Genomic DNA, 22250 nt, shown 5'->3' with positions numbered 1-22250 from the left:
CAGCCAGTTGCGCCGTGACCGGCCGGTCGCATCGAGCGCTCGCACGGTGCAGCGCAGCCCGAGGGCGGCGCCGATGCAGGCCATCGCGTACGACAACGCTCCGCGTTGCCTCCCTCCTCCGCCTTGCGATCCACGGCACCAGACGCCGCTCCCTGATCCGGCCTGATCGACAAGACACCCCCTAGCCCTTCTTCAGACCCAGCACCTCCGTCGCCGCGAAGGTCTCGCCCGCCGGGCGGGACGCGTAGTGCGGGGTCAGGAGGGAGTCCAGTTCCTCGTACGTGAACGCCTCCTTGGCCGTGTCGAACTTGGCCGCGACCTTCGGCCGGTCCACGACCGCCACCATCCCGCCGTGCACGACGAGCAGCTGTCCGTTGACCCCGGCCGCCGCCGGGGACGCCAGATAGCCGACGAGCGGGGCCACGTGGTCCGGTGACAGCGGGTCGAGCTCGCCCTCCCCCGGCTCTCCGAAGCCGGCGAAGACGTCCTCGGTCATCCGGGTCCTGGCCCGGGGGCAGATCGCGTTCACCGTGACCCCGTACCGGGCGAGCGCGAGCGCCGACGAGGTGGTCAGGCCCACGATGCCGCCCTTGGCCGCCGCGTAGTTCGGCTGGCCGGCCGAGCCCGCGAGGAAGGCCTCCGAGGAGGTGTTGACGATGCGGCCGTAGACGCCGGACTCGCCCGCCTTGGAGCGGCCCCGCCAGTGGACCGCCGCGAAGTGGGTGGTGTTGAAGTGGCCCTTGAGGTGGACGCGTACGACCGAGTCCCACTCGTCCTCGCTCATCGAGAAGACCATCCGGTCGCGCAGGATGCCCGCGTTGTTGACCAGGACGTCCAGCTTCCCGAACTCGGCCACCGCCAGGTCGACCAGGGCCCGCGCCGTCTCGAAGTCGGAGACGTCGCCGAGGTGGGCGACCGCCCGGCCGCCCGCCGCGCGGATCTCCGCCGCGACCTCCTCGGCGGGCGCGGCGGAGGCCTCGCCCGAGCCGTCGCGGCCGGGCTGCCCGTAGTCGTTGACGACGACGGCAGCGCCGAGCCGGGCCAGTTCGAGGGCCTCGGCGCGGCCGAGTCCGCGCCCGGCGCCGGTGACGATCGCGCTCAGCCCCTCAAGAGGCAGTGACATGACCGGAGTCCTCTCAGATCTCGATGCAGGTACGGAGGGCCGCGCCGGTCCGCATCTGCTCCAGGGCCTCGTTGATGCCCGCCAGCGGCACCCGGTGGGTGATCAGCGACTCCAGGTCGATGCGGCCGGCCCGCCAGAGCGCGATGGCGCGCTCGTACGAGCGGAGCACGTCCCCGCCCCCGTACATGGAGGGCAGGATCCGCTTCTCGTCGAAGAACAGCTCGAACATGTTGAGCTGGAGGAAGTCGTCGAGGGCTCCCGCGCCGACGACGCAGAGGGTGCCGCCGCGCCGGGTCGTCTCGTACGCGGTGCGGGCGGTGGCGGACCTGCCGACGACCTCGAAGACGTAGTCGAAGCCCTCGCCGCCGGTGATCCGCTGCCTGGCGTCGGCGAGCGCCTCGGGGGCGACCGCCTCGGTGGCGCCGAACCTCAGGGCGGCCTCGCGCCGGGACTCGACGGGGTCGACGGCGACGATCTGGGCGGCGCCCTGAAGCCTGGCGCCCTGGATCGCGGAGATGCCGACGCCGCCGCAGCCGATGACGGCGACCGACGAACCGGCCTCCACCTTGGCGGTGTTGATGGCGGCGCCGAGGCCGGTGGTGACGCCGCAGCCGATGAGGGCGGCGATGTCGAAGGGCACGTCGTCGGGGATCGGGACGGCGCAGCCCGCGTCGACGACGACCTCCTCGGTGAAGGTGCCGGTGCCGGCGAAGCCGAAGACGTCACCGCCGGGGCGCTTGAAGTTGGGCGTGCCGGCGTTCATGAAGCCGGCCAGGCACAGCTGGGTCTGGCCGCGCCTGCAGGCGGGGCAGCTGCCGCAGGCGGGCAGCCAGCAGAGCAGGACCCGCTGGCCCCGGGTGAGCCCGGTGACGCCGTCGCCGACGTCGAGGATCTCGCCGGCGCCCTCGTGGCCGGGGACGAAGGGGGCGGGCTGCGGGAGGACGCCGCTCATGGCGGAGACGTCGGAGTGGCACAGGCCGGTGGCCCTCACCCGGATCCGCACCTTGCCGGGGCCGAAGCCCACCGCCTCGACGTCGTCGAGGACTTCGAGTTTGTCCTGGCCGATCTCGTGCAGTACGGCTGCGCGCATGGTGCGGCTCCAATCGGGCGATCAGGCGATCAAGCGGTCAGGAGTGCTCGACGAGGGTGTCGGCGAGGACCGGGGCGTCGTCGCGCTCCACGGCCGTCACCGCCACCTGGACGCGGCCGTCGCCGGCCCACATCCGGATGCGCAGGGTCTCGCCGGGGAAGACGATCCCGGCGAAGCGCGTGCGGTACGAGCGGACGCGGGTGACGTCTCCGCCGAGCAGCGTGTCCACCACCGCCTTGAGGGTCATGCCGTACGAGCAGAGGCCGTGCAGGATCGGCCGGTCGAAGCCGGCGAGCTTGGCGAACTCGGGGTCGGCGTGGAGCGGGTTCCAGTCCCCGGAGAGCCGGTAGAGCAGGGCCTGTTCCTCGCGGATCGGCCGCTCGACGTCGGCGTCGGGCGCGCGGTCCGGGAGCGGGAGGCGCTCGGAGGGGCCGCGGTCGCCGCCCCAGCCGCCCTCGCCGCGTACGAAGATCGAGGCGTCGCTGGTCCAGAGCGGGCCGTCCTCGTCGGCGGCCTCGGAGCGCAGGACGAGGACGGCGGCCTTGCCCTTGTCGTACACGGCGGCGACGCGGGAGGTGGAGACGGCCCGGCCGGCGGTGGGCAGGGGGCGGTGGAGGGTGATCGACTGGCCGCCGTGCAGGACGGCGGCGAGGTCGATGTCGATGCCGGGGGCGGAGAGCCCGCCGACGACGCCCATGCCGGCGCCCGCGACGGTGGCGAAGCTGGGCAGGACGTGGAGCCGGGACTCCAGGGTGTAGCGGAGCTCGTCGGGGTCGGTCGCCGGGACGCCGGCCCCGAGGCCCAGGTGGTAGAGCTGGACGTCCTTGTGGTCCCAGGAGATCTCGGCGCTGCGGGGTTCGGCGGCGACGGCCTTGGCGGGGTCGATGGGCATCGGGCTGCTGCTCCTCGTTCCATGGAAGACCTCGGCGCGGCCGTCCGCACCGTCGGCCGCACCGAGGCCGTGCGGGGACCGTCCCGTACGCGCCCGTTCTAGAACGCGTTCTAGGTCGGTGGACCCCATGTATAGCCGAGGCGACAGGAGTTGTGAACCCTCCTGACGGCATGTCAGAAATGCTTCGGGGCAAGGCACCCGGGACATTTGTCACGGCCGGGTCCGTACATCCGCGCCTGCCGGGCCGTGGCCCCCGCTCCGTAGCGTCGTCCCCATGAAGAACGAGACAGCGGTCGCCTTCACCGGAGTCACCCGGTCCTTCGGACCGGTCCGCGCCGTGGACGGCATCGACCTCACCATCCGGCGCGGCGAGACCGTCGCCCTGCTCGGCCGCAACGGCGCCGGCAAGTCCACCACCATCGGCCTGCTCCTCGGCCTCGACGAGCCCGACGGCGGCGAGGTGCGGCTCTTCGGCGACACCCCGGCCCGCGCCGTCGCGGCCGGCCGGACCGGCGCGATGCTGCAGGACGGCCGTCCGGTCCCCCGGGTCACCGTCCGCGAGCTCGTCACCTTCGTCGCCCGCACCTACCCCGAGCCCATGCCGGTCGCCGAGGCCCTCGCACTCGCCGGCCTCACCGAACTCGCCGACCGCCGGGTCGACCGCCTCTCCGGCGGCCAGGTCCAGCGCGTCCGCTTCGCCGTCGCCCTCGCCGGCAACCCCGAACTGGTCGTCCTCGACGAGCCCACCGCCGTCCTCGACGTCGAGGCCCGCGAGGTCTTCTGGGACTCGATGCGCGGCTACGCCCGGCGCGGCAACACCGTCCTCTTCTCCACCCACTACCTGGAGGAGGCCGACGCCCACGCCGACCGGATCGTCGTCATCGACTCCGGCCGCGTCCTCGCCGACGGCACCGGCGAGGAGCTCAAGCGCGCGGCCGGCGGCGGCTTCGTCGTCTTCGACCTGGCCGGCGGCCCCAGCGAGGGCCTGGACCTGCTCCCCGGAGTGACCTCCGTGGAGATCCGCGGCGACCGCGCCCGGCTCCGCACCGCCGACTCCGACGCGACCGTCCGCGCCCTCGCCGAACGGAAGGCGATCCGGGGCCTCGAAGTCGCCCCCGTGTCCCTCAACGACGCCTTCCTCGCCCTCACCACGCACGCCCGACCCCTGGAGACGGCCCGATGATCACCGCGTACGTACGCCTCGAAGTCCGCCGCACCCTGCGCGACACCGGCTTCGCCGTCGGCACCATCGCCGTCCCGGTGATGATGTACCTCCTCTTCACCAACCTCGGCGGCCAGAACGAAGAGGAGTGGAAGACCGCCTCCATGGTCGGCATGGCGGCGTACGGGGCGCTCGGCGCCGCCCTGTCGATCGGCACGGGCGTCGCCGAGGACAAGGGGTCCGGCTGGCTGCGGCAGCTGCGGATCACACCGATGAGCCCGCGCCAGGTCGTCACCGGCCGCGCCCTCACCGGCTCGGTGGTGGTGCTGCCCTCGATCGTCGGGGTCCTCCTCGCCGGCGGCCTCGTCAACGGCGTCCACCTGGCGGCCTGGGAGTGGGCCGTGGTCGCCCTCACCCTCTGGCTCGGCTCGCTCCCCTTCACCCTCCTCGGCATCGGCAACGGCTACCGGCTCACCGCGCAGACCACCGGGGTCGCGAACATCGCCTGCAACCTGGGCCTCGCGGTCCTCGGCGGCCTGTGGTTCCCGGTGAGCCTCTTCCCCGACTGGCTGCGCTCCCTCTCCGCGTACACCCCGACCAACCGCTTCGCCGAGCTCGGCGTCTCGGTGGCCGGCGGCCACGCCCCCGGCGCGGCTGCGCTCGCGGTCATCGCCGTCTGGGCGGCCCTGTTCGGCGCGTACGCGGCGGTCTCGTACCGTCGTTCGGCGAGGACGGCGTAGGGAGTGGGCATGGAGAAGCGGCAGCGGTGGAGAGACTGGGCGCGGGCACGCGACGAACGGGGGCCGACCGGAGCGAGCCTCCTCCCCTGGCTCCTCATGGGCCTCGGCGCCCTCTCCCACCTCCTCGGCGGGGAGGCGCCGAACCCGTGGCTCGGCGGCCTCGGGCTGCTCGCCTTCAACACCCTCTACATCGCGATCGTCTTCCGGGCCTTCGACCGCGGCCGCCGCGAGGCCCCGCTGACCTGGGTCCTCCTCGCCGCCCTCGGCGCGCTCACCTTCGCCCTCGCCATCGGCTACGGCCGGGGGTGGCTGCTCCTCTTCCCGCTCCTGGGCCTCGCGGTCGGCGCGGTGGTCCGGCGGGGCAGGCGACTGCCCCTGATCGCGTTCCCGCTGGTCGCCGCGGCCGGGGCGGTGACGCTCTGGAAGGACGACTGGAGCTCCATCGGCGTCGTGTACGGCACCTTCATCTCGGTCATGGTGACGGCGGCGATCCTCGCGCTCGACGAGACGGTCCGGGAGCTGCGGGCGACCCGGGAGGAGCTGGCCCGTACGGCCGTCGAGAAGGAACGGCTGCGGTTCTCGCGCGACCTGCACGACCTGCTCGGCCACACCCTCTCGGTGATCGTGGTGAAGTCCGAGGTCGTCCGCCGGCTCGCCCCGCACGACCTGGACGCGGCCCTGGCACAGGTCGCGGACATCGAGTCCGTGGGCCGTCAGGCGCTCACCGAGATCAGGGAGGCGGTGACCGGCTACCGCGAGGGCAGCCTCGCCACCGAACTGGACCGGGCGCGCGACGCGCTCTCCTCGGCCGGCATCGAACCGGTCGTGCGCCGCTCGGGCCCGCTCCTGGAGCCCCAGACGGAGGCCCTGCTGAGCTGGGTGGTGCGGGAGTCGGCGACCAACGCGGTACGGCACAGCGGCGCGTCCCGCTGCGAGATCGACCTCACCGGCTCCGCCGACCGGGTCCGCCTCACCGTCACGGACGACGGCCGCGGCCCCTCCGACACCGCGCCCGGCAGCGGCCTGCGCGGCCTGCGCGAGCGGGTCGCCGCGGCAGGCGGCACTCTTGACTCGGGACCGGCTCCGCGGGGCGGGTTCCGGGTCACCGCGGAGCTCCCCGTGGAGACCCCCGCACCGCACGAGGGGGAGCCCACGGAATGATCAGACTGCTGCTCGCCGAGGACCAGGGCATGATGCGCGGGGCGCTGGCCCTGCTGCTCGGGATGGAGCACGACATCGAGGTCGTCGCGCAGGTCGGACGCGGGGACGAGATCGTCGACGCGGCGCTCGTCGCGCGCCCGGACGTGGCCCTGCTCGACATCGAACTCCCGGGACGATCGGGCCTGGACGCGGCGGCGGACCTGCGGGACGAGGTCCCGGACTGCAAGGTCCTGATCCTCACCACCTTCGGCCGCCCCGGCTACCTGCGCCGGGCGATGGAGGCGGGCGCGGCGGGCTTCCTCGTGAAGGACGGTCCCGTGGAGGACCTGGCCGAGGCGGTCCGGCAGGTGCTGCGGGGCGAGACGGTGATCGACCCGGCCCTCGCGGCGGCGGCCCTCAGCGCGGGCCCGAACCCGCTGACGGCCCGTGAGCGGGACGCCCTGGCGGCCTCGGTGGACGGCGCGACGATCGCGGACATCGCCGCCACCCTCCACCTCTCGGAGTCCACCGTCCGCAACTACCTGTCCTCCGCGATCGGCAAGACGGGCACGCGCAACAGGATGGAGGCGGTGCGGGCGGCGCGTCAGCAGGGCTGGCTCTGAGCCCCGGAGTTCCGCTTCGGCAGCCACACCAGCATCAGCAGGGCCGCGCCGACGAGGATGGCCGTCGAGACGCGGAAGGCCGCCGCGTAACCGGCGGTGAGGCCGACGGGGGTCGCGGTCGGGCCCGTGACGGCGGTCGCGAGCGTGGTCAGGGCCGCGATGCCGAGGGCGCCGCCCATCGTGCGGGAGGTGTTGACGAGGCCGGAGACGAGGCCCGCGTCGCCCGGGGCGGCACTGGACGTGGCGAGGGTGGCCAGCGGGGTGGTCGCCAGGCCGATGCCGCCCATCATCAGGATCCCGGGGCCGAGGATCGTCGCCAGGAAGCCGCCGTCGACGGTCATCGTCGACTGCCAGGCGAAGCCGGCGGCCCCGACGAGCGCGCCGGTCGCCGCGAGGTTCCGGGCGCCGACGGCCGGCATCAGGCGCGGGGCCAGTTTCGAGCCCAGGACGACGCCGAGGGAGCTGGGGACGAGCGCGAGACCGGCCTGGAGCGGGGTGTAGCCGAGGACGCTCTGCGCGTACGTCGTCATGAAGAACCACATGCCGAAGGAGCTCGAACCGCACAGCAGGATCCCCACGTTGGCCGCCGACACCGCCCGCGTGCGGAAGAGCTTCAGCGGCATCAGCGGGGCCTCCGTGCGGGCCTCGACGGCCACGAAGACCGCGAGGAGCCCGAGGCCGCCGAGGAGCGCCGTCAGGGTCGCCGGGTCCGTCCAGCCGGCCGCCTCGGTCTGGACGATGCCGTACGCGAGGGTGGCGAGGCCCGCGGTGACGAGGACGGCGCCCGGCAGGTCGAGGCGGCGGCCGGCGCCGGTGCGGCTCTGGCGGATCAGGAGCAGCGCGCCCGCCAGGACGACGACGCCCACGGGGACGTTGACCAGGAGGACCCAGCGCCAGGAGAGCAGGTCGACGAGGAGCCCGCCGACGAAGCCGCCCGCCGCGCCGCCGGCCGCGCCCACCGCCGTCCAGGTGGCGATGGCCCGGGTCCTGGCGGAGCCGGCCGGGACGGCGCCGGTGACCAGGGTCAGCGTGGCCGGGGAGAGGAGGGCCGCGCCGAGGCCCTGGACCGCGCGGCCCGCGACGAGCTGCCAGCCCTCCTGGGCGAGGCCGCCGGCGACCGAGGCGGCGGTGAAGAGCCCGAGCCCGAGCAGGAACATCGCCTTGCGCCCGTAGAGGTCGGCGGCCCGCCCGCCGAGCAGCATGAACCCGGCGAAGGCGATGGCGTACGCGCTGATCACCCACTGCAGGCCGGCCGCCGAGAGCCCGAGGTCGGACCGCATCGACGGCAGTGCGACGTTCACGACGGAGACGTCGAGGACGACGAGGAACTGTCCCGCACAGGCGGTCAGGACGACCGCCCAGGGGCGGGGGGAGCGTCGGACGGCGGAGGACCCGGTCGTGGCGGCGGAGTCGGTCTGCGGCATGAGCGTGATGGTCGCAGACCGGTTGCGCCCCGTACATACGCCGTGAGTCCTACGGCTTGCGGCCCGTGCGGTGTCACGCCTTCCGCAGCAGCGTCACCACCGCCGCCCCGCCCAGGCCGATGTTGTGGGCGAGTCCGACCCGTGCCCCCGTCACCTGCCGGGCTCCCGCCTCGCCGCGCAGCTGCCAGACCAGCTCGGCGGCCTGGGCCAGGCCGGTGGCGCCGAGCGGGTGGCCCTTGGAGATGAGGCCGCCGGAGGGGTTCACGACCCAGCGCCCGCCGTACGTGGTGGCGCCGGACTCGACGAGTTTGCCGGAGGCGCCCTCCTCGCACATGCCGAGCGCCTCGTACGTCAGCAGCTCGTTGATCGAGAAGCAGTCGTGGAGTTCGACGACGTCCACGTCCTCGATGCCGAGGCCCGAGCGCTCGTACGCGAGGCGGGCGGCGGCCCGGGACATGGGGCGGCCGACGGCGTCGACGCAGGAGCCGGAGGCGAAGGAGTCCTCGGTGTCGGTGGTCATCGCCTGGCCGGCGATCTCCACGGCCCGGTCCTGGAGGCCGTGCTCCGCGACGAAACGTTCCGACACGACGACGACGGCGGCCGCGCCGTCGGAGGTGGGCGAGCACTGGAGCTTGGTGAGGGGCCGGTGGACGGTCTTCGCGGCGAGGATCTCGTCGACCGTCCGGACGTCCTGGAACTGGGCGTTGGGGTTGTTCGCCGAGTGCCGGTGGTTCTTGGCGCCGACGGCCGCGAGCTGCACCTCGGTCGTCCCGTACCGCTCCATGTGCTCCCGGGCGGCGTTGCCGAAGATCTGGGCGGTGGGCGGGGACGCCTCGAAGCCGTGGGCGGCGGCCATGATGCCGTAGTGCCGGGCGACGGGCGAGGTCGAGAAGTCTCCGGCCCCCGCCCCACCGCCCAGCGAGCCCCGGCTCATCTTCTCGAAGCCGAGGGCGAGGACGCAGTCGGCGATGCCGCCCTCGACGAACTGCCGGGCGACCATGAGGGCGGTGGAGCCGGTGGCGCAGTTGTTGTTGAGGTTGTGGACGGGGAGGCCGGTGAGGCCGAGTTCGTAGACGGCGCGCTGGCCGGCGGTGGAGGGCTGGAAGCAGTAGCCGACGGCGGCCTGCTCCACGCGCGCGTAGGGGACGCCCGCGTCGGCGAGGGCGGCGGTGCCGGCCTCGCGGGCCATGTCCCAGTACTGCCAGTCCCGGGTCTCCGGCTTCTCGAACTTGGTCATTCCGACGCCGACGACGTACGCCTTGGTGGTCATCGTGCTTCCCCCTCAGTCCCTCGGCAGGCCGAGCAGGCGCTCGGCGACGACGTTGAGCTGTACCTGGGTGGTGCCGCCCGCGATGGTGAGACAGCGGGACATGAGCAGTCCGTGGACGGCCCGCTCGCCGGGGCCCTCGCGCACGGCGCCCTCGGGGCCGAGGAGTTCGAGGGCGAGTTCGGCGAGTCTCTGCTGGTGGAGGGTCTGGACGAGTTTGCGGACGCTGGCGCCCGCGCCGGGTTCGAGTCCGGACACCTGGAGCAGGGTGGTGCGCAGGCCGATGCACGCGAGCGCGTGCGCCTCGGCGAGCAGGGCCCCGATCCGTACGCGTACGGAGCTGTCGACCCCGTCCGCCTGCGTGATGAGCGCTTCGAGGCCGGTGTCGAAGGCGACCTGGTCGGCCATGTGGACGCGCTCGTTGCCGAGGGTGTTGCGGGCGACCCGCCAGCCGTCGTTCACCTCGCCGACGACGGCGTCGGCGGGGAGGAGGACGTCGTCGAACCAGACCTCGTTGAAGAGGGAGTCCCCGGTGATCTCCTTGAGCGGCCGGACGTCGATTCCGGGGGTGTTCCGCATGTCGACGAGGAAGTAGGTGAGCCCCTGGTGCTTGGGGGCGGCGGGGTCGGTGCGGGCGAGCAGGATGCCGTGGTGGGCCCACTGGGCGGCGCTCGTCCACACCTTCTGGCCGTTGATCCGCCAGCGCCCGTCCTCGGTCCGCTCGGCGCGGGTGCGCAGGGAGGCGAGGTCGGAGCCGGCGCCGGGCTCGGAGAAGAGCTGGCACCAGAGGCGTTCGCCGCGCAGGGTCGGGCCGAGGTGCTCGGCCTGCTGCTCCGGGGTGCCATGGGCGAGCAGGGACGGCACCACCCAGGTGGCGATGCCGAGTCCGGCGACGGTGATTCCGGCCTCGTCCAGCTCCCGCTGCACGGCGAGCTGCTGGAGGGGGCCCGCGCCGAGCCCGTACGGCTCCGGGAGGTGCGGGGCCGCGTAGCCGGTGGGGGCGAGGACGCGCCGGGCGGCGGCCGGGTCGAGCCCGACGGCGGGAGCGATGGCTTCGCGGGCCGCGCGGCGGTACGCGTCGGCCTCGGGCGGCAGGTCGAGGCGGAGGCCGCGCCGGACGCCGGCGGCGGCGTGCCGGAGGGCGGCGAGCCGGTGGTGGTCGCCGGTGCCGAGGAGCTGGCGGGCGACGAGGGCGCGGCGCAGCAGCAGGTGGGCGTCGTGCTCCCAGGTGAAGCCGGTGCCGCCGAGGATCTGGATGCAGTCCTTGGCGCAGGTGTACGCGGTGTCGAGGGCGGTGGCGGCGGCGAGCGCGGCGGTGAGGGAGCGGACTCCCTCTTGACTGTCCTGGCCGGCGCGGGCGGCGTCCCAGGTGAGGGCGCGGGCCTGTTCGAGCCGGACGAGCATGTCGGCGCAGAGGTGTTTGACGCCCTGGAACCGTCCGATGGGCTGCCCGAACTGCTCGCGGGTGCGGGCGTGTTCGGCGGCGGTCTCGACGGCGCGGGCGGCGGTTCCGCAGGCGTCGGCGGCGAAGAGGACGGCGGCGAGGTCGTGGACGAGGGCGGTGTCGAGATCCAGGGCGTGTGCGGCGGGCACGTGGACGGCGCGGGCGGCGATCTCGGCGGTGGGGCGGGTCGGGTCGGCGCTCTCGTGGGGCCGGGCGGCGAGGCCGTCGGTGTCGGCGGCGAGCCAGACGGAGCCGTCGGAGGTGGCGGCGCGGAGGAGCACCAGGTCGGCCTGGGCGCCGCCGAGGACGGGGGGCGCGGTGCCGTCGAGGAGGTATCCGCTCGCGGTGCGGACGGCGGTGAGGGTGCCGGTGCCGCCGAGGGCGACGGCCCCGATCCGCTCCCCCCGCGCGAGCGTGCCCGCCGCCTCGCGCCGCCCGCACCGGTGGAGGAGTTCGGCGGCGAGTACGGAGGGCAGGTAGGGCCCGGGCAGCAGGGCCCGCGCCGCCTCCTCCACGACGACGGCGAGGTCCCCGAGGTCGCCGCCCCCGCCGCCGCACTCCTCGGGGAGGTGCGGCCCGAGGAGCCCCTGTTCGGCGGCGGCGTCCCAGTACGAGGGCCGTCCGGTGGCGGTGTCGGGGACGTCCAGGTGCTTGCGGACCTCCTCGGGGGGTACGGCGCGGGTGAGCCAGCCCCGGACGGACCGGGCGAGCTCCCGCTGTTCGTGCGTGATGGCGATGCCCATGCTGATGCCCATGCGCGGCAGACTAGAACACGTTCCATTCTGACGGAAGGTCAGAAACGAAGTCGATGACGACGCCCCTCCACTAGAGTCGGGATCTTCGGCCGGCGAAAGCCGCCCGGAGTCCCCTTGAGGATGCACCGGCCATGACGCACGCCGACGACACCCCCGCACCTCTGAGGGCGAGGGGCGTTGTCAGTGGTGTCTGCCACGCTGTCGGTACAGGTGAGCAACAGCAGAGAGCGAGCACCCCATGGGTACGTGGGACATCGGCCCCTTCGACAACGACACCGCCGCCGACTTCTCCTACCGGGTGGACGAAGCCCCGGAGGAGAAGCGGGCCGAGGTGCTGCTCGCGGCCTTCCGCGAGGTGACCGCGACGGGCGGGGAGTACCTCGACTCGGACCTCGCGGTGGAGGCCGTCGCGTCGGCGGCCCTGGTCGCGGCCCAGTGCCCGGGCGGCGCCCCCGTCACCACCTCGTACGGCCCGAAGAAGCCGCTGCCGCCGCTTCCGGCGGAGTTGCGCCCGGCGGCCGTGGAGTCCCTGGACCGGATCCTCACCGAGCCGTCCGAACTCCTGGAACTCTGGGAGGAGTCGGACGGCGAGGAATGGAAAGCGGGGATACGGAGACTGCGGGCTGTCCTCGCGGGGGCCTGACCCGTCAGTCCTCGGGCTCCGGCAGCGTGTCGTCGACGTGGTCCGGACTGTAGCCGAGTCGTTCGGCGAGCTCCCGGTAGCGGGCCCGCCGGACGTCGGTGACGGGGACGTCGTACGTCGCGAGGAGCTGGAGGAGCAGGCGGAAGCCCAGATCCGGGTCCATGGTCGTGACGACGCCCTCAAGGACCCCTGACACGGCCCGCACCTCGGCCACGTCGGTGCGCATGGCCTCGCGGACCTCCCGCAGCACGGCTTCCGCCGACTCCGCACGGGCCGGGGACACGTACGGCACGTAGCAGGGATCGACCTTCGCCAGGTGCTCCAGGCACATCCCGGCGACCCGCTCCAGCCAGGCCCGTACGTCGACGTCGAACTCGTCCTCGCCGACGACGTGCACACGCCGGGACACGGCCCGCCACAGCGCGGTGAGTTCCGCGTCGGACAGCGCGGAGTCGAGGAGCCGCCGTGCGTCCTCCAGGAGCACCGCCGCGTACGACCCCGGCACGTCCCCGTAATCGCCCTCGATGACGCGCAGGACGTTCCCCCGCACGGTTCCCAGGTGGTACCAGTCCGTCCCCCGGAAGGCGGCCGCCAGCATCTGCACGCCGAAGCGACCGATGCCGAGGTCCCGCCGACCGGGGTCGACGGGCGGCCAGCGCACCTCCAGTCCCCCGGCAACAACCTTCCACGGATAGGTCAGCCGGTCCCCGAGCGCCACCAGCCGGTCGTACGCCTCCTTCCCGAACGTCACGGAGTACGCCTTCGCCGCCCGCAGGAACAGCCGGAGGCCGAGGTCGGCGTCCACCTCCCGCACCACCCGCAGCAGCGCCGGCACGACGTCCGGCACCGCGACCGTGCGGGCGAGCCCGGCCGTGGCCGACTCGATCTCCGCCACGACCGCCGCGCACAGCTCCTCCTCCGGCACCACCGGCCGTACCTCGTCCAGGCTCTTCACCTCGTACGGATCCCGTTCCAGGACGCACGGCGGGCACACCGCGGAGACCCGGCGCAGCCATCCACGGATGTCCGTACCCTCCTCGACGGGGTCGAAGCGGCGTCGTACGACAGCCAGCCACACCGTGTGCAGTACCTCGTCCGCGAGCGTGGAGTCGAGCAGGAGCCTTACGTCTGCGCCCAGTTGCACGTCCTCGGTTTCCGCCAGAGCCCCGGCGAGCGCGAGGGTGACGCCCTCGTCGACGCGGAGCCCCGTCCGGGCAACCAGCTCCCCGGCGAACCCGCTGAGCCCGAAGTCGTCCTCCCCGTAGTCGTAGTAGTAGACCTCGCGCACGCGTGTCATCGCCCCTCCTGTGTCCTCGTCCGTTCCGTCCGACGCCTCACGGCGAGGACGACGCTCGTGACGGTCGCGGCGACGGCGGTGACCGCGAGGACGAGGAGCCCGGGGTTGACCCACCACGGGACGATCTCCTCGCCCGCGCACACCAGGCTCACGGGCAGCGCGCTGCTGGAGTCGGGCACCGCCATGTGGCCCGCGTTGAACCAGCACGCGTCCTCCGGCTGGAGGAAGGGCATGTACGAGAGCCCGTACACGTGCAGCGCCCCGCCCCCGACGAAGGCCAGCGCGGCGATCCAGGCGGCCTTCTTCGCGGGTGTACGGCGGGGCCGGGGCGGCGGGGGCAGTGCGGCGTTCTCCCGCCGGGCCCGTGCCAGCCCCACGTACGTGATCCCCGCCCACGTCGGCAGGACGAGGGCGAGAATCACCATCCCTATGAGGGTTGCCACGGTCAGCGCCCGATGCGCCCCTCGGCGGCGGCGCTCACGAAGGCCGTGAAGGCGGCGGGGGCGGCGAGGAAGGCGGGGCCTTCGGGGTTCTTGGAGTCGCGGACGGCGATGTGGGCGGCGAGGTCGGCGACCTCGATGCAGTTGCCGCCGGTGTCACCGCTGTACGAGGACTTCTGCCAGGCGGCGGTGCCGAGGGGGGCGCACTCGATGCAGTCGCCGCCGGTGTCACCGCTGTACGAGGACTTACGCCAGAGCGCTCCCGCCAGATTCTGGTTCGTCTCCATAGTGTTCCTCCATGACGCGGGTGATCAGCGCGGACGAGTCTTCCACCGAGAGAGCGGCCGCTCGAAGGTGATCGTAACGGAGCGACCCTCGCCTGAACGCGGCTGAATCCACGGTCATATGTCCCTGGACGAAGTCTTCGGTATAGACGAGATCCGGGTCGTCCTCGAAGCGGAGGAGGTTGAAGGAGCCCATCTGTCCCCCGTGCGCGCCGACCTCGAACGGGAGGATCTGGATCTTCACCCACTCACGCTCCTGCATCCCCAACAAGTGGGCCAGTTGGTCTCGCATCACCTCTCGCCCACCGGTTTCCTGGCGCAGCACCGCCTCACTCATGACGACCCAGAGCAGTGGCGGGTTCTCGCGATCCAAGATCCGCTGACGCTCCATGCGGGCGGCGACCAGCCCGTCGAGGTCACTCTCGAACCCGGCGCCCAAGACGGCCCGTGCGTATCCCTCCGTCTGGAGCAGGCCGTACACCAGCTGCGCCTGGAACGAGCAGAGGTACGTCGCCTTCGCCTCCATCTCCGCGTACGGTCTGAACCACGACGGCAGTTGGCTCTTCAGTACCAGCCCCACCAGCCGCGTGAAGAACCCGCCCGTCAACAGCGCCGCGTCGAGCCGCTCCGAGAACTCCCTGGTCGGGACCTTTCTCGCCGTCTCGATCTGGCCCACGAGGGAGCCCGTACAGAAGAGGATGTCTCCGAGCTGCGACTGACTGAGTCCGGCTCCCTCTCTCAGCCGGCGGAGTTCGAAACCGTAGTAGTCCAGCGGCGAGGCGCTCGGATCCAGGTTGCGGATGTTGACCACGGCGAGGTCACCCCCCAAGCAGACGCACCAAGGCGTTGTGTTCGGTCCGTAGCCGAGCGTAACGAAACCGCTCCATCCTGGTGGCATGAATCACGCAACTGACCTCTATCCCCCAGCACTTGCCACCAGCTACCGCATGGGGTTCACCGTCGGTGAGCACTCCGCCGGTCACATGCGTCGCATCCTGCGCATGTTCCTCACCCGTTGGGAGCTCGACCACCTCGCCGACCCGACGACGCTCGCGCTCACCGAGCTCGTCGCGAACGTCGTACGGCACGTGCCCGGCCGGCGGTGTTCCGTGCTGATGCTGCGGGAGCCGCACGGGCTGCGGGTGGAGGTCGCGGACGGTGTGCCCGGGACCGTGATCGCCAAGGCCGCCGATCCGATGGACGAGGACGGGCGGGGGCTCGTCCTGGTGGAGGCCGTGACGGACCGGTGGGGGGGTCGACGGGACGGCCGACGGGAAGACGGTGTGGTTCGAGTGCGACGCGTAGGGCACGATGGGCGCCCGTACCCGCGTACCCGCCAGTAGGAGTGACCATGTCCGTGCCCGCGCCCGAGATTCTTGCCGCCTTCGAGGCCGCGAAGGGCTTCATGCCCGTCGGGGAGGGGCTCGCGCTGTACGAGGCCGCCGCCGAGGCCGCGAAGCTCGGGCTGCCGCTCCTGGAGGTCGGGACGTACTGCGGGCGGTCGACGATCCTGCTCGCCGACGTGGCCCGGCAGGCGGGGACGGTCGCGGTGACCGTGGACCACCACCGGGGCAGCGAGGAGCAGCAGCCGGGCTGGGAGTACCACGACGCGAGCGTGGTGGACCCGGAGGTGGGGGTCATGGACACCCTGCCGACCTTCCGCCGGACCCTGCGCAAGGCGGGGCTCGAAGAGCACGTGATCGCCGTGGTCGGGCGGTCGCCGCAGGTGGCGAAGGTGTGGGGCGGGCAGCTCGGCTTCGTCTTCGTCGACGGCGGGCACACCGACGAGCACGCCACGAACGACTACGAGGGCTGGGCCCCCAAGGTCGCCCCCGGGGGCCTGCTCGTCATCCACGACGTCTTCCCGAACCCGGAGGACGGCGGCCAGGCCCCGTACCGCATCTATCTGCGGGCGCTGGAGTCGGGTGACTTCGAGGAGGTCTCGGTCACCGACTCGCTGCGGGTCCTGCGCCGCCGCTGACGCACGCACGTGACGGTTCAGAAGAGCGAGGTCACGTACAGGCAGTTGGTGTAGCTGTAGCCCGGTTCGATCTTCGTCTTGCTCGACTTGGTGTCGCCCGCCGCCGAGGTGCCGGTGGCCGCCCGCTTCTGGAGGAAGTGGTAGTCGCCGGCGGGCAGCAGCAGGGTCACCTTCGGGTACTTCGAGGACGGCCCGGAGCAGGCCTTGATCTTCGGGGAGTTCACGAGCAGCGGGGTCTTGTACTTCGTGCAGGTCCCGCACGACTTGAGGGTGACCTTGCCGGTCATCGGGCCCGTGTAGAGCAGCTCGACCTCGCCGGGGCCGTCGTTGCTCACCACCATGACCATCCGGCCGCCGCCGGGGACGTCGGACGGGGGCAGGCTCCGGCCGGCCTCCGGCTCCTCCTCGGCGATCTCGGCGGCGATGGCGATCGAGCGGGCGTGGGCGGCCTTCGGGCTGTTCGGGTACGCCTTGGCGTAGTCCGTCATGGCCGTGGCCGCCTCGCTGAACTCCTTGTCCTTGAAGTGGTCGGTCCCGCAGGCGAAGTCGCCCTTCTGGACCGCGTCCGCCGCCTCCTTCGACGCGCCCTTGAGGGACGGCGCCGGCATGTTGTCGAGGGAGGAGACCAGCGCGCGCAGCTGGCCGGTGGCGTCGCAGGGCTCGGTGCCGTCGAGGGCGGTCGTCCGGGTCCTGATCGCCGCCCGGACGGCCGGTTCGACGCGGGTCGCCTGGGAGGACTCCGGGAAGGTGTCGAGGAGCTTGTTGAGGCTGTCGCTCGCCGGCGGGTTCGCCGTCTGCACGCCGAGGGCCGCCGTGCCGCACTGGTAGAGCGACTCGGCCAGCGGTTCGTCGGTCTTGGCGGGCCGGGCGCCGAGCAGCCCCTTGTCCACGGTGGAGGGGAGCTCCCGCAGGTGCGTGAGCGGCGGGACGGCCGCGCAGTACTGCTTCTTCCCGTACGGGGCGGAGACCGTCTTGTAGTACGCGTCGAGGCGGTCGGGGACGAGCTTTCCGGCCCGCGATCCGGCGTGCTTCGTGCCGAGGTCCGCATAGGTGTCGAGCGCCTTGCGGAGTGTCGGCTCGGCCTTGTCGAAGGGGAGGCCGTCGGCCTCCTTCACCAGCGCGTCGGCCGCCGCGAGCCGTTCGAGCAGCGCCTGCTCCTTCGCCTCGTCGCGGGCCGCTCCGTACGCGAGGGAGCCTCCGGCAGGCACGGCGAGCAGCACGAGGGCGAGCGGCAGCGCCAGGCGCCGGAAGGAGGCGCCGATCCGGAGCGTGGCGCGCAGCCCGCGCCGGGCGCCGTCGGCGGCGACGGCGAGCAGGAAGGCGCCGTAGCCGGCGAGGAGGCCGACGGGCACGCCGTCGACGTCGGCGGGGAGCGCGGCCACGAGCAGGGCGGCCGTGGCGAGCCAGCAGAGCGCGGCGCCGATCCAGTTCCTCAGCAGGACGTAGCCGAGGCCGAGGCAGGAGAGGTTGAGCAGGCCGATCATGGCGGCCTGAGCCGGGTTCGCTTCGCCGGGCGGCTGCGCGGGGCCGTGCCCCGGGGGCGGGCCGTACCCGGGCGGTCCGTATCCCGGCGGCGGCCCGAAGCCGGGCGGGGCGCCGGGCGGCGGCGGCACGGTCCCGGCCCCCGCCCAGCCGGGCGCGGCCGCGGGCCCGGGCGTGGAGGCGGGCGGAACGGCGCCCGTGCCCTCAGCCCGCGCCCCGGCCCCGGCCGCGGCACCGGCCGGCGCCCCGAAGGCGAGCGTGGGTGTTCCCACACCGGGGGCGGCACCGGGGGCCGCCCCCGGTGCGGGGGCCGCCGGAGCCGCCGAAGCCCCGGAAGCCTCCGAAGCCGCTGGAGCACCCTGGCCCGCCGGGCCGCCGGGCGCCGCTGGAGCCGCAGTCGGCCGGATCGGCGTCGCAGGGGCCGGAGCGGCCCAGGGCGGTGCGTCCGCAGGAGCGTCGGAAGGCGCTCCGGCAGGCGCGCCCGGAGGAGTATCGGAAGGCGCCTCCGAAGCGCCACCGGAAGCCGCCCCGGGCGGCGCTCCCGGAGGGCCGTCGGAAGCCGCCCCGGACGGCACCCCGCTCCCCTTGATCAACCAGTCGCCGCCCTCAGGTCTGTCGTTCGGTTCGGGACGTGCGTCGTTCGGTTCTTCCCCCACCACGGTTCCCCCTCGTGGGTCCAGTGCGCGGTGGCACCCCACCGCCGCCTCGTTCCCCCCTACCCTTCACGGTTCGCCCACACGCGTCCACCGTTCCGTGACGCCGGTGACCAACCTGCTACGTACCCCTGCCACATTTCGCCCCGCACAGGGCCTAAAGTCGCGGGGTGCCGTACGACCACCGGAACACCGCCCGCCGTACCCTCGCCCTCGTCCTCGCCGCCGCGGGCTGCTGCGCCGCGCTCGCCGGGTGCGCGAGCTCCCAGGCCTCGCCACCGAGCGGGAAGGGCCAGGGAGCCCAGGCGACCGGGGCGACCCAGGGCGCGAGCGGGGCGCAGTCGCGTCCGCCGTTCGCCTCGCCCTCCGCCTCCCGGCCCACCCGCTCGCCGCTCCCCGCCTCCCAGGCGAGCCGTTCGCTCGCCGGGAAGACCGTCGTCATCGACCCCGGCCACAACTCCGGCAATTTCCGCCATTCCACCGAGATCAACCAGAAGGTCGATATCGGGACGGTTCGCAAGGAATGCGACACCACCGGCACCTCCACCAACGCCGGTTACACCGAGGCCTCCTTCACCCTCGACGTCTCCCACCGGCTGCGCGACCTCCTCACCGCGCGCGGCGCCAAGGTGGTCCTCACCCACGACGGCGACCGCCCCTGGGGCCCCTGCATCGACGAGCGGGCCAGGATCGGCAACGCCGCCCGCGCCGACGCCGTCGTCTCCGTCCACGGGGACGGTTCGGCCGCCGGCAACCGCGGCTTCCATGTGATCCTTCCCGCAAAGGTGCGGGCGGGCTCCGCCGACACCGCGAAGATCGTCGCCCCCTCCCGCGCCCTCGGCGAGCGGATCGCGGAGCGCTTCGCGCGTGCCACCGGGACCTCGCCCGCCAACTACATCGGCTCCGGTACGGGGTTGGACGTACGGGACGACCTCGGTGGCCTCAATCTCTCGACCGTCCCCAAGGTCTTCGTCGAATGCGGCAACATGCGTGACCCGAAGGACGCACAGCTGTTCACGTCGTCGACGTGGCGGCAGAAGGCGGCCCAGGGTCTGGCGGACGGCATCGCCACCTATCTCCGGGGGTAGTACCGGCGGGCGATAGATTCGCTCCGTACGATGGGGCCACCCCCTGTCATGAACCTGAGCGCCACCCCCGACGCGACGACCGACGACCCGACGAAGGACTCTTACGTGAATATCCGCTCCCTCACCCGAGGCGATGGCGTGCTGATCGGTGCAGCGGTGGTGCTGTTCATCGCCTCGTTCCTGGACTACCTCTCCTACAAGGGCCTGCTCGCCGACAACCCGAGCGCCTGGGACTCCCTGGGGAACGCCTTCGGCGTCTATCTGGTGGGCGTGATCGGCGCGGCTCTGGTCGTCCTCACCCGTGCGCTGCCGCAGCCGCGCAAGGTCCTGGGGCTGGACATCGGCCAGTTCGGCGTCGCCGCCACGGTCATCACCGCCTGGTCGCTGTTCTGGACGATCATCGACCTCAACGGGGCCGACGCCGGCGCGGGTCTGATCCTCGGCCTCATCGCCTCCCTGGTGCTGGCCGGTGCCGCCGTCGCCGGTCCGATGGTCCCCGCCCTCAAGGCCCCGCTCGTCGGCGCGCCCAAGCCGCAGACCCCCTCGCCGTACGGCATGCACGGCCAGCCGGGTCAGCCGGGCGTCCCCGGCGGTTACGGCTACCCGGGTGCGCAGCAGCCGCCGTACGGCGGGCCGCAGGACCCCTCGCAGGGTGCGGGTCAGCCGTTCGGCGCGCAGGCCGTCGCCCCGCAGCCGCAGGCCGCTCAGCAGCCCGAGCCGCAGGCGGCCGCGCAGCCGGCCTCGGACTTCTCGCCGTTCTGGTTCGCGGTCCCGGTGGCGCGTCCGCTGTACGCGGAGGACGGCTCGCAGGCGCCGATCGCCGAGCTGGCCCCGGGTACCTGGTACCTCGCGGTCGAGCAGCGCGGTCCGGGCCTGGTGGCCCAGACGCAGGACGGCCGTCGCGGTGTCCTGCAGGACACGACCGGCATCCAGCGCGGCTAACGCCTCCGTACGCCTCGCGCACACGGCCCCCCGACCGGAATCCCTTCCGGGCGGGGGGCCGTTGCCGTACAGTCCCCGCAACGCACCTGACGGACCGTCAGAAAGGATGTGGGGCATGCGACTCGGACTCGCCCTCGGCTACTGGGGCCGCGGCCCCTCCCCCGACCGCCTCGACCTCGCCCGCGAGGCCGAGCGGCTCGGCTACGACTCCGTGTGGACCGCCGAGGCCTGGGGCTCCGACGCCTTCACCGCGCTGACCTGGATCGCCGCCCACACCAGCCGCATCAGGCTGGGCACCGCCGTCGCGCAGATGGCCGCCCGCGCCCCCACCACCACCGCGATGCACGCGCTCACGCTCGACCACCTCTCCGGCGGGCGCGTGCTGCTCGGGCTCGGCCTGTCCGGGCCGCAGGTCGTCGAGGGCTGGTACGGGCGCCCCTTCCCCCGCTCCCCGCTGACCGCGACCCGCGAGTACGTGGACGTGGTCCGCCAGGTGCTGCGCCGCGAGGCCCCCGTCCGGCTCGACGGACGCCACCACTCCCACCCGTACAACGGCCCGGACGGCACCGGCCTCGGCAAGGCCCTCAAGCCGATCACCCATCCGCTGCGCGCCGACGTCCCCGTCCTGCTCGGCGCCGAGGGCCCCAAGAACATCGCGCAGACCCTCGCGATCGCCGACGGCTGGCTGCCCCTCTACTGGACGCCCGACCGCTGGGCCGAGGTGTACGCCCTGCCGGAGACGCTCCCCGAGGGCTTCCTCGTCGCCCCCATGGTCCGGGCGCGGCTCTGCGAGGACGTGACGGCCGGGCTGCTCCCGGTCAAGGCGATGCTCGGCTTCTACATCGGCGGCATGGGGCACGCGGCCCGCAACTTCCACGCCGACCTGATGGGGCGCATGGGGTACGAGAAGGAGGCCCGCCGCATCCAGGAGCTGTTCGCGGCGGGCCGGCGCGAGGAGGCCGTGCTCGCCGTACCGGACTCCTTCGCGGACGAGATCTCGCTCGTCGGCCCCCGGAGGCGGATCGCCGGGCGCCTGGAGGAATGGCGGCGGGGCCCGGTGACGGACCTGCTGGTCACCTCACCGGACCCCGCCACGCTCCGCCTCCTGGCGGAGCTCAACTCGTAGCCCGACTAACTGGCTCGGCTCCTGGCTCGGCTCCTAGCTGCCGCCGCTCAGCTGCGAGGCGCTGGGGACCTTGTCCACGACGTTCGCGCCGGCGCTCTTGCCCGCGTCCTTCACGCCGTTGATGACCTTCTCGAAGGCGCCGACGTCCGCGTCGCCCGCGTCGCCCTTGCGCAGCTTCGTCCCCAGGTCCTTGAGCGAGTCGATCCCGGCGGAGAGCGGCGCGACCGCCTTCGAGAGCAGCGGGTCGCCCTTGGCGTTGTTCACCGCCGCCTTGAGCCGGTTGTACGTGAACGCGCCCGCGAGGCCCGCCTTCACCAGGGCGATGGTCCGGCCGTCCGCGCCCTTCTTGAACTTCCCCGCGCGGTACGGCTTCACGATCCACTGGTACGTGGCGCCCGCGGCCAGACCGGCGTTGGCCACGAACCGCGTCTTCGCCAGCTTCTGCCGCTCGAAGCTCGCGGAGGCCGAGGGGGCGGAGGCCGCGCTCGCGCCCTGCGTGTCGTCGTTGCTGCAGGCGGCGGTGGGCAGGAGCAGGGCGCAGGACAGCAGCAGCGCCACGACTCCGCGCGAAACACTTCTGGGCACGACGGGACCTCCCTGGTGGCTGTGCCGCCAGCCTCGCCCGGGCCAGGAACGCCCGCCACCCGGGCGGCT

22 protein-coding genes are annotated in these 22250 nt (G+C 73.2%); 10 read left to right on the top strand and 12 right to left on the bottom strand.

Annotated features, from left to right (window positions below; translation table 11 throughout):
* Positions 1-181: 181 nt before the first annotated feature.
* Genes ABZ318_RS19340 through ABZ318_RS19330 form a run of 3 tightly spaced genes read right to left on the bottom strand, consistent with a single transcriptional unit; the run spans position 182 to position 3105 of the window.
* The gene (locus ABZ318_RS19340; protein ID WP_356903673.1) at positions 182-1123 is read right to left on the bottom strand and encodes a 3-oxoacyl-ACP reductase; all 942 of its coding nucleotides are present in this window, start codon (positions 1121-1123) and stop codon (positions 182-184) included.
* Between the two features lie 13 nt (positions 1124-1136).
* Positions 1137-2213 (bottom strand): Zn-dependent alcohol dehydrogenase, encoded by a 1077-nt coding sequence (locus ABZ318_RS19335; RefSeq protein ID WP_356903672.1) that lies wholly within the window; start codon positions 2211-2213, stop codon positions 1137-1139.
* Positions 2214-2250: 37 nt separating this feature from the next.
* A complete protein-coding gene (locus ABZ318_RS19330) occupies positions 2251-3105 on the bottom strand; it encodes a MaoC/PaaZ C-terminal domain-containing protein (protein ID WP_356903671.1) in 855 nt (284 codons plus the stop codon).
* Between the two features lie 274 nt (positions 3106-3379).
* On the opposite strand from ABZ318_RS19330, the gene ABZ318_RS19325 reads away from it, so the two are divergent.
* The 4 genes from ABZ318_RS19325 to ABZ318_RS19310 are packed head-to-tail and all read left to right on the top strand — an operon-like array spanning position 3380 to position 6770.
* Positions 3380-4288: an ABC transporter ATP-binding protein gene (locus ABZ318_RS19325; protein WP_356903670.1), complete on the top strand. Its 909-nt coding sequence runs from the start codon at positions 3380-3382 to the stop codon at positions 4286-4288.
* Positions 4288-5007, top strand: coding sequence for an ABC transporter permease (locus ABZ318_RS19320; RefSeq protein WP_356903676.1), 720 nt, complete (start codon positions 4288-4290; stop codon positions 5005-5007). The genes ABZ318_RS19325 and ABZ318_RS19320 overlap by 1 nt, the downstream gene beginning before the upstream one ends.
* Before the next feature lie 9 nt (positions 5008-5016).
* Complete coding sequence (locus ABZ318_RS19315) at positions 5017-6168, top strand: sensor histidine kinase (RefSeq protein WP_356903669.1); 1152 nt, start codon at positions 5017-5019, stop codon at positions 6166-6168.
* Positions 6165-6770 (top strand): response regulator transcription factor, encoded by a 606-nt coding sequence (locus ABZ318_RS19310; protein ID WP_356903668.1) that lies wholly within the window; start codon positions 6165-6167, stop codon positions 6768-6770. The genes ABZ318_RS19315 and ABZ318_RS19310 overlap by 4 nt, the downstream gene beginning before the upstream one ends.
* On the opposite strand, the gene ABZ318_RS19305 is transcribed toward ABZ318_RS19310, so the two are convergent.
* The 3 genes from ABZ318_RS19305 to ABZ318_RS19295 all read right to left on the bottom strand — a co-directional run bounded on the left by ABZ318_RS19305 (position 6752) and on the right by ABZ318_RS19295 (position 11648).
* Positions 6752-8194: an MFS transporter gene (locus ABZ318_RS19305; RefSeq protein WP_356903667.1), complete on the bottom strand. Its 1443-nt coding sequence runs from the start codon at positions 8192-8194 to the stop codon at positions 6752-6754. The two genes, ABZ318_RS19310 and ABZ318_RS19305, sit on opposite strands and share 19 nt — an antisense overlap.
* Positions 8195-8267: 73 nt before the next feature.
* Entirely contained in the window at positions 8268-9464 is a 1197-nt protein-coding gene (locus ABZ318_RS19300; protein ID WP_356903666.1) for a lipid-transfer protein, read from the bottom strand.
* A 12-nt stretch (positions 9465-9476) separates the two neighbouring features.
* A complete protein-coding gene (locus ABZ318_RS19295; protein ID WP_356903675.1) occupies positions 9477-11648 on the bottom strand; it encodes an acyl-CoA dehydrogenase in 2172 nt (723 codons plus the stop codon).
* A 250-nt stretch (positions 11649-11898) separates the two neighbouring features.
* Between ABZ318_RS19295 and ABZ318_RS19290 the strand changes: the two genes are divergently transcribed.
* Positions 11899-12303 carry a DUF4259 domain-containing protein gene (locus ABZ318_RS19290; protein WP_356903665.1) on the top strand — a complete coding sequence of 135 codons (405 nt, stop codon included), beginning with the start codon at positions 11899-11901 and terminating at the stop codon, positions 12301-12303.
* Between the two features lie 4 nt (positions 12304-12307).
* On the opposite strand, the gene ABZ318_RS19285 is transcribed toward ABZ318_RS19290, so the two are convergent.
* Genes ABZ318_RS19285 through ABZ318_RS19270 form a run of 4 tightly spaced genes read right to left on the bottom strand, consistent with a single transcriptional unit; the run spans position 12308 to position 15135 of the window.
* Entirely contained in the window at positions 12308-13600 is a 1293-nt protein-coding gene (locus ABZ318_RS19285; protein WP_356903664.1) for a hypothetical protein, read from the bottom strand.
* Positions 13597-14025, bottom strand: a complete 429-nt coding sequence (locus ABZ318_RS19280; RefSeq protein WP_356903663.1) for a hypothetical protein — start codon at positions 14023-14025, stop codon at positions 13597-13599. Before ABZ318_RS19280 ends, ABZ318_RS19285 begins: the two co-directional genes overlap by 4 nt.
* A gap of 20 nt (positions 14026-14045) precedes the next feature.
* Positions 14046-14327: a DUF397 domain-containing protein gene (locus tag ABZ318_RS19275; RefSeq protein WP_356903662.1), complete on the bottom strand. Its 282-nt coding sequence runs from the start codon at positions 14325-14327 to the stop codon at positions 14046-14048.
* Positions 14287-15135 carry a helix-turn-helix transcriptional regulator gene (locus tag ABZ318_RS19270; RefSeq protein WP_356903661.1) on the bottom strand — a complete coding sequence of 283 codons (849 nt, stop codon included), beginning with the start codon at positions 15133-15135 and terminating at the stop codon, positions 14287-14289. The genes ABZ318_RS19275 and ABZ318_RS19270 overlap by 41 nt, the downstream gene beginning before the upstream one ends.
* Before the next feature lie 85 nt (positions 15136-15220).
* Between ABZ318_RS19270 and ABZ318_RS19265 the strand changes: the two genes are divergently transcribed.
* Entirely contained in the window at positions 15221-15667 is a 447-nt protein-coding gene (locus tag ABZ318_RS19265) for an ATP-binding protein (protein ID WP_356903660.1), read from the top strand.
* Positions 15668-15675: 8 nt separating this feature from the next.
* Complete coding sequence (locus ABZ318_RS19260; RefSeq protein WP_356903659.1) at positions 15676-16305, top strand: class I SAM-dependent methyltransferase; 630 nt, start codon at positions 15676-15678, stop codon at positions 16303-16305.
* 17 nt (positions 16306-16322) lie between these two features.
* On the opposite strand, the gene ABZ318_RS19255 is transcribed toward ABZ318_RS19260, so the two are convergent.
* A complete protein-coding gene (locus ABZ318_RS19255; protein ID WP_356903658.1) occupies positions 16323-18059 on the bottom strand; it encodes a hypothetical protein in 1737 nt (578 codons plus the stop codon).
* 551 nt (positions 18060-18610) lie between these two features.
* Here ABZ318_RS19255 and ABZ318_RS19250 point away from each other — a divergent pair.
* The 3 genes from ABZ318_RS19250 to ABZ318_RS19240 all read left to right on the top strand — a co-directional run bounded on the left by ABZ318_RS19250 (position 18611) and on the right by ABZ318_RS19240 (position 21596).
* The gene (locus ABZ318_RS19250) at positions 18611-19528 is read left to right on the top strand and encodes an N-acetylmuramoyl-L-alanine amidase (RefSeq protein WP_356903657.1); all 918 of its coding nucleotides are present in this window, start codon (positions 18611-18613) and stop codon (positions 19526-19528) included.
* A gap of 105 nt (positions 19529-19633) precedes the next feature.
* A complete protein-coding gene (locus ABZ318_RS19245; protein ID WP_356903674.1) occupies positions 19634-20470 on the top strand; it encodes a DUF5336 domain-containing protein in 837 nt (278 codons plus the stop codon).
* Positions 20471-20585: 115 nt separating this feature from the next.
* A complete protein-coding gene (locus tag ABZ318_RS19240) occupies positions 20586-21596 on the top strand; it encodes an LLM class F420-dependent oxidoreductase (protein WP_356903656.1) in 1011 nt (336 codons plus the stop codon).
* 33 nt (positions 21597-21629) lie between these two features.
* Here the strand turns inward: ABZ318_RS19240 and ABZ318_RS19235 are convergent, their stop codons facing one another.
* Positions 21630-22181, bottom strand: coding sequence for a hypothetical protein (locus ABZ318_RS19235; RefSeq protein ID WP_356903655.1), 552 nt, complete (start codon positions 22179-22181; stop codon positions 21630-21632).
* Between the last annotated feature and the right edge of the window lie 69 nt (positions 22182-22250).

Source organism: Streptomyces sp. NPDC006197 (genome assembly GCF_040613865.1).
Classification (GTDB): Bacteria; Actinomycetota; Actinomycetes; order Streptomycetales; family Streptomycetaceae; genus Streptomyces.
Note: the sequence above shows the minus strand (reverse complement) of the source record. Positions and strands in the feature narration are given on the sequence as shown.